Source organism: Caldisericia bacterium (genome assembly GCA_021158845.1).
Taxonomy (GTDB): Bacteria; Caldisericota; Caldisericia; order B22-G15; family B22-G15; genus B22-G15.
On sequence record JAGGSY010000021.1, the window covers coordinates 1 to 10,350 of the forward strand.

General features: G+C 36.1%; 12 protein-coding genes. All 12 read right to left on the reverse strand.

Translation table 11 applies throughout. The annotated features are described in order from the left end of the window. A partial coding sequence (locus tag J7J33_00770) for a dual specificity protein phosphatase family protein (GenBank protein MCD6167827.1) occupies window positions 1-825 on the reverse strand: 825 nt, incomplete at its 3' end. Then, window positions 825-1,304, reverse strand: coding sequence for a hypothetical protein (locus tag J7J33_00775; protein ID MCD6167828.1), 480 nt, complete (start codon window positions 1,302-1,304; stop codon window positions 825-827). The genes J7J33_00775 and J7J33_00770, both read right to left, overlap by 1 nt. 10 nt (window positions 1,305-1,314) lie before the next feature. Further along, window positions 1,315-1,695 (reverse strand): hypothetical protein, encoded by a 381-nt coding sequence (locus J7J33_00780; GenBank protein ID MCD6167829.1) that lies wholly within the window; start codon window positions 1,693-1,695, stop codon window positions 1,315-1,317. A gap of 73 nt (window positions 1,696-1,768) precedes the next feature. Then, window positions 1,769-3,298 carry a purine/pyrimidine permease gene (locus J7J33_00785; GenBank protein ID MCD6167830.1) on the reverse strand — a complete coding sequence of 510 codons (1,530 nt, stop codon included), beginning with the start codon at window positions 3,296-3,298 and terminating at the stop codon, window positions 1,769-1,771. Between the two features lie 142 nt (window positions 3,299-3,440). Further along, window positions 3,441-4,190, reverse strand: coding sequence for a carbohydrate ABC transporter permease (locus tag J7J33_00790; protein MCD6167831.1), 750 nt, complete (start codon window positions 4,188-4,190; stop codon window positions 3,441-3,443). Between the two features lie 76 nt (window positions 4,191-4,266). Continuing rightward, window positions 4,267-5,193, reverse strand: coding sequence for a sugar ABC transporter permease (locus tag J7J33_00795; GenBank protein ID MCD6167832.1), 927 nt, complete (start codon window positions 5,191-5,193; stop codon window positions 4,267-4,269). Further along, window positions 5,194-6,534: an ABC transporter substrate-binding protein gene (locus J7J33_00800; GenBank protein ID MCD6167833.1), complete on the reverse strand. Its 1,341-nt coding sequence runs from the start codon at window positions 6,532-6,534 to the stop codon at window positions 5,194-5,196. A 26-nt stretch (window positions 6,535-6,560) separates the two neighbouring features. Beyond that, window positions 6,561-7,784 (reverse strand): glycosyltransferase, encoded by a 1,224-nt coding sequence (locus tag J7J33_00805; GenBank protein ID MCD6167834.1) that lies wholly within the window; start codon window positions 7,782-7,784, stop codon window positions 6,561-6,563. 5 nt (window positions 7,785-7,789) lie between these two features. Further along, on the reverse strand, window positions 7,790-8,920 hold the full coding sequence (locus tag J7J33_00810; protein MCD6167835.1) for an ABC transporter ATP-binding protein: 1,131 nt from the start codon (window positions 8,918-8,920) through the stop codon (window positions 7,790-7,792). Between the two features lie 33 nt (window positions 8,921-8,953). Then, window positions 8,954-9,622: a hypothetical protein gene (locus J7J33_00815; protein ID MCD6167836.1), complete on the reverse strand. Its 669-nt coding sequence runs from the start codon at window positions 9,620-9,622 to the stop codon at window positions 8,954-8,956. Next, the gene (locus J7J33_00820; protein MCD6167837.1) at window positions 9,597-9,872 is read right to left on the reverse strand and encodes a hypothetical protein; all 276 of its coding nucleotides are present in this window, start codon (window positions 9,870-9,872) and stop codon (window positions 9,597-9,599) included. The genes J7J33_00815 and J7J33_00820 overlap by 26 nt, the downstream gene beginning before the upstream one ends. A 2-nt stretch (window positions 9,873-9,874) precedes the next feature. After that, window positions 9,875-10,350: hypothetical protein (locus tag J7J33_00825; protein MCD6167838.1), on the reverse strand; the 476-nt coding region annotated here is incomplete at its 5' end.

Genomic DNA, 10,350 nt, shown 5'->3' on the forward strand with positions numbered 1-10,350 from the left:
CCTCTTTATCTCTTCCCATCTCTCCTCCACATCTTTATCTGTTCTAAGAACCTCGTCTTTAAAGACATGGGGATGCCTTCTTACAAGTTTCTTAAGTAGAGTATCAATTACATCAGTTATATTGAATTCATCTCTCTCCCTTCCAATCTCACATTGAAAAATTATGTGAAGAAGTACATCTCCAAGTTCTTCAACAAAATTATCTAAATCACCTTCCTTCTCAGCTTTAACTACCTCTTCCACTTCATCAATGAAATACTTCATAAGTGAAGACCTTGTTTGTTTTCTGTCCCACGGACACTCTTTTCTTAAGACCTTCATTGTTTCAAGTAAGACATAGAACAACTCTTCCTCTTTATCCGGATATATAACAGGGATTAACTCCTCAACTTCATAAATAAAACTCTCCTGAGATAGTGTTTCTACACCACTTCCTCTTTTATTTCTAACCATCTTTATACTATCTTCGGCACTAAAACCCTTCCAGATGTAATAAACCGAAAGCATTGTCCCAGTTCTTCCAATTCCAGCACGGCAATGGACAAGCACAGGTTGCCCCCATACCTCCATTAGTTTCGCCCATTTTAAAAATTTCTTAACTTGAGAAAGAGAAGGAACTCCAAAATCACCTATAGGCAGGTGAAGATGCCTGAATCTATACTTCTCAATTAAGGACTTTGAAACATCCTCTTCAGTTAATGTAACTATAGCTCTTATGCCAACACTTTTTAAAAATTTGAAATGTTCCTCTGTATATGGAAAATCTGAGGCGGCAATTTTATCCTTCTCAACCCAGGAAAAATTTGAAAAAGGGAAGGTTTTCATTACCAGAGTTCCTCTTTTATAGGGATCTTTCTTCCATCCTTTTCAAAGTATGTTTTTAATGCATCAACAAATTGTTTTGAGAAAGGAATCATAAATGCTGCCCTTTCCACCTTTCCATCCTTTTCAAAGTAAAATGCAAGAGACTTCCAATATAGGGGTAAACCTTTATGGTTATCTGTAATAGCTATATACATTAACTTATCCTTAGGTATAGTTAATTCTCTATTGTCAAATCTTCCTTTGTAGAATATCCTGTCCTTAAATAGGAATATCTGACCACTTGATCTTAATAACCCTCCAGGCTCTGATTGAAGACCAAAGAAGTATGTCCCATGTGCTTTAAATATAATTTTTTCATCTTTAAACCTTTCCTTAAGATGGTGTACATCCTGTTGCTTCCACCACATATAAAGAATCATCACGACTATTACTATAACAGGAATAAGATAGTCTGAATTTATTTTCAAGAAACTAACCATATACACTCCTTCATTTCAACTTTGAAAGAAAATAGATTATCTTTCTCTTCTCATATCCATATCCGATACCCTTCTTTCTTCCAAGGGCTCTGAGGAGAGCTTCTGCTATCTCTTCATCACTCTTTCCTCTCTTTCTTAATTTCCTTATATAATCCTTGTTCATCTCCAGAAGTTTCATGTATCCTTTGTTTTCATTGGACCAAGAGGAGAAGAAAGCAACAAGAGATGTAAGAAATCCGAAGCCAACTATTACATATATATCGTATCTTCTATCTGAATAGAGATATTTTAATAGATACTTTGGGTGTCCAGACCAAAAAATAAGATAAAAGGTAAAGGAAAAAAGTAAAATAACAAAAACTATATATAAATATCTTCCAACCTTTTTCAAGCTTCTCTACCTCCTTTATAAATGAAAAGAGGGTGGACTTTTCCACCCTCTTTTATACCATAACTAACCCTTTCTACTTCTGCACCCTTTCAAATCCTTTAAGCTTTGCCTCTTCTCCTTCCTTCATCTGTGCCCATTCTCTCTCTGCCTCTTCCCAAGCTTCTGGCGTTGCCTCCTTCTCCCAGACAGTTAGACCTCTCTCCTCTCTTGTTGCTCCAGGAAGTAGGTTATCAAGCACTATAGCAAAGAGTGCTGAAACCGCCATTCCTGTTGTAAGAATGGTCTGAACAATGTTTGCCAATACGCCACCCTTTATTGGATTTGCATTAAAGTATGCAGGGAATGATAGTCCAGAGAATAGGGATATACCAAGAATAAATAGGTTTCTTGAATTATTAAGGTTTACAAATTGAAGGTTTGAAAGTCCTACTGCAGCAATTAAACCAAACAGTCCAACATACATAGCACCTACTACTGGATCTGGAAGTGTTGCAAGAACAGCACCAACCTTAGCAATAAATGGAATTATAATCATCAAGGTTGCACCTGCTCTGATTGCTCTACGAGATGCAACCCTTGTAATTCCTATTGCTCCAATATTTTCAGAGTAAGAGGTTGTTCCGTTTCCACTCTGGAGAATTCCGGCGATGAGACAACCAACTCCCTCTGCACCAAGACCATAAGATATCATCTTTTCAGTTGGAACTGGTGCCTCAGATATTCTTGCGCAGGAGTAGTAATCACCAATGGACTCAACCATGGATGCAATGTAACCTGCAAGCATTCCTATGGTAGCGGAAAGGGTAAGAGATGAAAGTTCAGGAAATCCCCACTTGAATGGAATAATTGGTCTAACCCAGAACCAAGGTGAGGTCTTAATCAGCTGAAGTCCCCTGGTTAAGTTTGCTGCGTTATCCGGTGGAATCCAACCAGCAAGTGTTCCAATAAGTGCTGCAATCCATCCTGTTGCAACAGCAAGGATAACTGGGAATAAGAGGAAAACTCTTGAATATCTTGAGAAAACTTGAGAGTACAAAATAAGTGCAACAAGAGTAATAATTGAAATTGTCCAATTGGATGCCATTTTTGGTGCACCAACTCCATAGAGTGAAAGACCTATCATTGTAATCGTCGGAGCAATTGAAAGAGGTCCAATTAACCTTTTTATGTAACCCATCAATCCACTATAACCAAGAATAATTTCAAAGAATGAACCAAACATGATTGCAGCAGCAACCTGCTGAATCATAATCTGCCAATTTCCGCCTTGAGCTGAAACCATACCAATGGTAGCAAAGGTTGGTCCAAGGAATGAGAAGCTACCACCCTGAACAATTGGGAGTTTGTTTCCAATTAACTGCTGAATCCATGTTGCTATTCCACTTGCAAGGAATACTGTAGCAATTAAAAGAGCGAGTTCTTGAGGTGGAAATCCCATTGCACCACCAACTAAAAGAGGAATACTTACGGTAGCACCGAACATGGTTAGATAATGCTGAAAACCGAGAGCAAATGCTAATGGCCATCTTGGCTTACTTCCGATTGGGTAAAGTACCCAACCTGTTACACGCCAATCAGTAGTTTGAGTCTGCTCATTTGCCATTTTTACTTCCCTCCTTCAAAGAATTGTTTTTAAAAACAAAAATTAAATAAAATTTTACCGTCCTCTCTCAACCTCCTTTCATGAAATTATCTTTGTAAAAAAATTTTATAAAAATAAATATAATTTGTCAAGTATTTGTTGGCTATCCTTTAATGGCTCCTGCGGTAAGTCCTTGAACAATATATCTTTGGAATATTAAAGTAAGTATGACGAGGGGAATAGAGGCTATTGCAGAGGTAGCCATAATCTGGCCCCATGGAATCTCTCCATGAAGTCCCTCAAAAAGAGCAATACCTACTGGAATGGTGCGTGCATGATAATCACTGGTTAAAAGAAGGGCAAACATGAATTCATTAAAAGCGGAGATAAAGACAAGAAGAGAAGTGGAAAAAACACCTGGAGCAGCTAAAGGTATAATGACTTTTATTAAAGTTTGCATCCTTGTCGCTCCATCCAGCATAGCAGCTTCATCCAAATCTATAGGTAGCTGTGAAAAATAACTCACAAGTATCCATAAAGAAATTGGCATAACCCAGGCAGTATAAGGAAAAATAAGTGCTTGATATGTATTTATCCAACCTATCTTTGTCATTAATTTAAATAGATAACCAACGATACTTATCTGTGGAAACATTGAAACAGCAAGTATTCCAATTATTATAAATACTTTTCCTCTAAATTTTATTCTTGATACTGCATAAGCTGCGACACTGGCGATTGTAACTGCCAGAACAGTAACAACTACAGCAACAATTAGACTGTTTTTAAAATAATTCATCACATGAAGATCATGTGTTCCAATAACTTCTCTATAATGCTGAAGGGTAAAAATAAAAGGAATTTCCTTTGAGGCAAGGAAATTTGGGAATTTCGCAAAGGAGACAATGATCATCCAAAAGAATGGAGTAAGACAAATAAAAGAAGTTATAAGTGAACCAATCCATATAAACAAGATTCTTTTTCTCTTTTCACTCATTTTTTAAACCCTCTCTAAAACGACCAAGTTTAAGATATAGCACTGTAAAGAGAAAGATGAGGAGGAATGTAAAAACAGAGACAGAAGAACCATAACCAAAATCACCAAGGATATAAGCTTTAAAACCATAAACTGAGATAGAGGATGTAGAACCAGCTGGTCCTCCACCAGTTAAAACATATATTAAATCAAATATACGAAGTGAATCAATTGTTCTGAAAATCAGAGCAATAATTATAACAGGTCTCAGTAGAGGAAGGGTGATCTTGAAAAATTCTTGAGTCATAGAAGCACCATCTACCCTCGCAGCTTCATATATAGATTCAGGAATAGATTGCAAACCTGCCAAGAAAAGTATCGCCATAAAGGGAGCAGTTTTCCAAACATCTGCGATAACAATGGAGGTGAAAGCACTCGTTGGACTACCAAGCCAATTTATTGGATGCAATGAAAGATGTATTCTCATGAAAAGATAGTTTAGAAGTCCATAATTATAGTTATATATAAGTTGCCAAGTTTTTGCAGATACTATCGTTGGAATAGCCCAAGGTATAAGAACAATTGCCCTCATTATTCCCCTTAAACGAAACTTCTCATGAATGATAAGAGCATAGAACATGCCAAGAATAGATTCCAAAAGTACAGATACAACGGTAAAACCCACAGTTATAAAAACAGAATGCCAAAAATTTAAATCAGAGAAAAGTCTTTTATAGTTACCAAGACCTATAAATTTTACTGGTGGAAGAAAAGTGATGTTTCTATAAAAACTTGATATTAAGGTTCCAACAATTGGAACAAGAATTAAACCACCTACGAGAAGAACAATGGGGGCAAGGAGGAGGTATGCAAGACGCTCCTCACGCCTCTTGTACTTCACAGAGCCTCCCTCCTTTCTCCTTTGCCCCCTCTTTTTCATTTATCCTCCATACTCAGAAATTATTTCCTCAACCTCTTCCTGTGCTTTATTCAATGCGTCTTTTGGATCCATCTTACCTGCAATGGCAGCATTTACATACTTCTGTATAGCATCACTGAGCTTTGTGTAATAGGGAACACCAGGTCTTGGAACAGCACCAACAAAGACATCCTTCAATGCTTTTAGATGGGGTGATTTCTCAACTACTTCTGGATCATCATATACATCCTTTCTTCCAGGATTCCAGCCAAGATTCATAGCAAAACCTTTCTGGGTTTCAAATGACTCAACAAATTTGATGAATTCCCAGGTTGCCTCTTTACGCTTTGAATATATATTCATTCCAATATGCCATCCACCAAGAGTTGCGGCACTCTCATGTCCTGGAAAATGAGGAAGTGGAGCAATCCCGACTTTTCCTTTAACCGGAGAATCATCTGCATTGTGAAGTCCCCATGCATAGGGCCAATTTCTCTCAAACATTGCATTTCCACTCTGGAAAGTCATTCTAACAGGTTCCTCAGTCATTTCAGTGTATGTGTTGGGAGGTGAAATTTTATACTTGTGTATTAAGTCTCTCATAAAGGTTAATGCCTCAATATTGCTCTCTGAATTCAGAATTGGTTTTCCATCCTTATCAAGTATATTCCCTCCATTACTCACAATATACTCAAGGAAATCACATACAAGACCTTCATACTGTTTTCCCTGCCATACAAATCCCCAGAAATTTGGATTTGTCTTTCTCTCTCCTTCTTGAACTTTCTGTGCTATAGTAACAAGATCGCTCCATAGCTCTGGAGGCTTTGAAAATCCATACTTCTCAAGTAGATCTTTTCTGTAATAGAGAAGTCCTGCATCTATGTATACAGGAAGGGCACAAATTTTACCCTTGTATGTGTCAGCAAACTCCAATGTCTTCTTAAAGAAGACAGAAAGGTCATAGTTATCCTTAGATATAAAATCATCCAAAGGTGCAAGCCAATTAGATGCAGCAAACTGTCCAACCCATGCAACATCCATAAGAAAAACATCTGGAGTAGATTCTTTACCACTTAGAGGAGTCACAAGGGTTTGCATCCTTGTAGAAGTTTCCATGGGTTGTCTTAAAAGATCAACACTAATATTTGGATTCTTCTTCTCGAATTCCTCTATAACCTTATGCCAGTAGTCAACTTCTGAGGGCGCTCCTCCTACTGCAAAGACAATAGTAACCTTCTCTGGTTTCTCTTCTTCAGGTGGCTGAGAAGGTTGTTCTTTTTTACACCCAGTAAACATGAATGTTGAGGCAAGAGCCACAACAATCAAAAACACAAGAATTTTTGAGATTTTTTTGTACATAAAACACCTCCTTTATTTTTATAAATTTAGGAAACTGCAAGAGATTTAAACAATTTTAAATAATCTAAAGCATGCCTTGTTGTAAGAAATTTCTTTCTAACAACCGCATGCCCATTTTTTCCAAATTCTTCTCTTTCCTCACTGTTAAGCAGAAGCTCTTTTACTCTTTCTTCTGTTTCAACTTTGGATGAAACAAGGAAACCATTTTCACCATCCTTTATTTGAACCTTTATTCCACCAGTATTCCCTCCAATAACAGCTTTTTTCTTCCATAATGCTTCGGAGACAGTAAGGCCGAAACCTTCACGAATAGATTTTTGAATTACAATGGTTGCTTTTCTCTGGAAGGCATTAACCTCCAGACTACCAACGCCATCAAAATTTGTAAATACGAAAATATCTTCATCCATTCCTGCGTATCTTAATGTTTTCTCATAAAATTTCCAACCCTCAGGATCATCTGTTGCCATGGAACCTATTAACACAAGTTGAATATATGGAAAATCTCCCTTAACATTCCTATAAACATCTATAACTCCAAGAGGATCCTTCCATGGATCAAAGCGAGATACCTGAAGAAGGAAAGGTCTTTGGATATCCACACCAAATTTTTCAACAATCTTATCAACCACATCTTTTTCAAGAAATTTATTTTTTTGAGAAAATGGATCAATAGAGGGATAAATAATTAAGCTATTATTATCACATTTTAGACCTCTTGCAAACTCTTCTACACTGAAAATTACTCTTTCATAGAGTTTAATAAACTTACCCACAAAATTCCTTGCTCTTTGAGATGGAGAAGAAGTATCTATATGACATCTCCAAACAAATTTTTTAGTTTTTTTATTTAAAAATAGAGGAAGTGCCATGGGTTGAGGATCATGAATAACTATAATATCAAATTTCTCATTAAAGTTCTTTCCGTTGTTTTTGTTTATCAATAGATAGTAATCCTCTTCTTTAGAATTTATGCTTTCCTCTTCACCTTGAAGCATATTGTGAATCTTCTTGGTGATATTAAAAAATTTTCCGTCTCCCTCAATAACATACCAATGAATATCTATTCCCAAAGATCTTAATAGAGGGATTAAAGAGTAAAAAATTTCTGCTACGCCTCCACCAAAACTTGTAGAATTTATAAAAGCAACTCTCAAACCTCTCAATTCCCTTGAAATAAAATCAATTTTCTCCCTCTCATTCTCTAAATACCCCTCATATTTCTTAAAATCAACTTCAGACAATTTAATTTCTCTCATCCATTCATTCCCACCTCATTATAGAACAAATTCCTTCCTGTGTCTATATCAAATAGATGAATCCTAAAAGGATTCAAATAGATAGGCACCACATCATCCATTTCTGCTTTTGTCTCTGAAGAAGTTTTAACAACAAGTGGATTATCCAAACCAATATTAAAGTAAAGATTTGTTTCACTTCCCAGGTCTTCCTTAAATAAAAGAGGGAAAGAACCAAGCAGAACAAAGGAATCTCTATCTAAAAATTTCTCCTCTCTCAAATCTTCAGGTCTTATTCCAAGAATAACCTTTCTATTTATTGGTATCCTCTTCGTCTTTGCTTTTAACTCGGATGGAATTTCTATCTTTGTATTTAACAATTTCAACTGAATTTTCCCATCCTCTTGAAATACCTCAGCAGGAATAAAGTTCATTGGAGGAGTTCCAATAAAACCTGCAACGAATTTAGTCTTTGGATACATGTATACATTCTCTGGAGTATCAAACTGTTCTAACTTCCCATTGTTAATTATTGCAACTCTCTGCCCTAATGTCATAGCTTCAACTTGATCATGCGTAACATAAATGGTTGTGGTTCCAAGTTTCTTGTGAAGTTTTAAAAGCTCTGCTCTTGTCTGAACTCTCAACTTAGCATCAAGATTTGATAGAGGCTCATCCATAAGATAAACATCTGGATTTCTCACAATAGCTCTGGCAAGTGCAACTCTCTGTCTTTGACCTCCTGAAAGTTGTCTCGGTTTACGATTCAAAAATTTATCAATTTGAAGCATCTCCGCCACTCTTCTAACCCTTTTCTCTATTTCATCCTTTGGTACATGTTTTAACCTCAAACTAAAAGCTATATTCTCAAAAACACTCATGTGCGGATAAAGAGCATAACTTTGGAAAACCATAGCCACATTTCTATCCTTTGGTGCAAGATCGTTAACAACTCTGTCCCCTATATATATCTCCCCGCTTGTAACTTCTTCTAAACCTGCTATAAGTCTTAATGTTGTTGTTTTTCCACAACCAGATGGGCCCAATAAGACGACAAATTCTCCATCTTTTAAAGATAAATTTATATTATCCACCGCCACTACTTTACCAAATCTTTTAGTTACATTTCTCAAAATAACTCTTGCCATTTCACTCCCTCTTCTATTTACCCTTCTAAAGGATTATACCACAATTTCATCAATTCCTTCTATCTCCCTTACGCTGCTCTCTCCATTTTTCATCTCAACATAGAATATCTTATCTCCTGCCTCCATGAGGATTCTATCATGGGTTATAAGTATTATCTGTCTTTTTAATACTTCACTTACTTTTCTTAAGAATTCCACCATTGCCCTTTTACTTTTCTCATCAAGAAATGTGAGAGGTTCATCAAGAATTAGAGGACCTTCAAGTCTTGGATTTATACTCTTTTCAAGAATGCTTATCCTTAAGGCAAGAGATATAATCTGAGATACACTTCCACCATGTATATCTAAAGGATTTCCCTCAAAAATTAGGTTCTCACTTAAATTTTTTACAACAAACCTTGCTGTATTTCTATTTCTTTTATCCTCCAGTTCTATTCTAAAGCTAAGATCCTTATATATTGGCTCAAGTGCCTTATTCACCAATCTTTCAATGCCACTCATTGTCTCCCGTCTCAACTTTTCATATGCCAATTCAAGCACTCTCTTTGCCTGAACATATATCTTTCTTTTATTCTGCAAATCGTCAATCAAATTCTCTTTTACCTTTATCTCTTTCTCTATTCTCCGTTTCTCCCCCAGTTGCTTCTCCACCTCTCTTATTCTTTTAAAGACCTCTTCACTGATTCTTTCTATTGAGTTCATTATCAATCTCCCTTAGAGATTCTTCTATCATCATCTTTTTCCTTACTATCTCTTTCTCAATCCTCTCTATCTCCCTATCCAACTCCTCTACACTATCTATATTAAAATTCTCCTTAAGTTCCTTTATAATCTCCTCCTTTGTATTTTTTAAAGCGTTCAATGTCCCGGTTATCTCCTGCCTCTTCTCAACATACCTTTTAATTCTCTTGTTTAGTTCATCAAGTTCCTTTATAATCTTCTCAATATCCATCACTACCTCCACATCCTCTTTATATTTTTCTCCACTTCATGCATTAATTTATCATCCACCTCTCTTAAGCATACAGGACAAACCCCTTCTCTTCCTATAACAGAAACATACCTTCCTATAAGCTTATCTATATTTACCTCTATCTGTTCTTTCTCCTTTTCGGCTTTCTTCTCTTTATCTATTATGCTTTTCAGTTTTAGTCTCTTATTTATGAGAGAAACATACCTTTCCTTCAAAGCATTTATTTTATCCACAGTCTCTTCCTTAATAACATCTTTATCTAAGGCTCTGTGCAGTTTCTCAAACTTATCAATTTTTTTCTCATTATCAATATACTTCTCCTTAATCTTCTTTAAATCATATAATCTGACTTTATGTTCCTGCACTTCTTCCATAACCTTCCCTATACTATCAATTTCACTCAGTATTTTAAATTGGTTCTTAAGTAATGTTAACTTTGTGTCTATACTCCTTAAAC

Bases quoted from the DNA above. Each gene is read 5' to 3' on its own strand.
- J7J33_00775 (MCD6167828.1), bottom strand. From the start codon at position 1,304: ATGGTTAGTTTCTTGAAAATAAATTCAGACTATCTTATTCCTGTTATA.
- J7J33_00785 (MCD6167830.1), bottom strand. From the start codon at position 3,298: ATGGCAAATGAGCAGACTCAAACTACTGATTGGCGTGTAACAGGTTGG.
- J7J33_00790 (MCD6167831.1), bottom strand. From the start codon at position 4,190: ATGATCATTGTCTCCTTTGCGAAATTCCCAAATTTCCTTGCCTCAAAG.
- J7J33_00795 (MCD6167832.1), bottom strand. From the start codon at position 5,193: ATGAAAAAGAGGGGGCAAAGGAGAAAGGAGGGAGGCTCTGTGAAGTAC.
- J7J33_00800 (MCD6167833.1), bottom strand. From the start codon at position 6,534: ATGTACAAAAAAATCTCAAAAATTCTTGTGTTTTTGATTGTTGTGGCT.
- J7J33_00810 (MCD6167835.1), bottom strand. From the start codon at position 8,920: ATGGCAAGAGTTATTTTGAGAAATGTAACTAAAAGATTTGGTAAAGTA.
- J7J33_00815 (MCD6167836.1), bottom strand. From the start codon at position 9,622: ATGAACTCAATAGAAAGAATCAGTGAAGAGGTCTTTAAAAGAATAAGA.
- J7J33_00820 (MCD6167837.1), bottom strand. From the start codon at position 9,872: ATGGATATTGAGAAGATTATAAAGGAACTTGATGAACTAAACAAGAGA.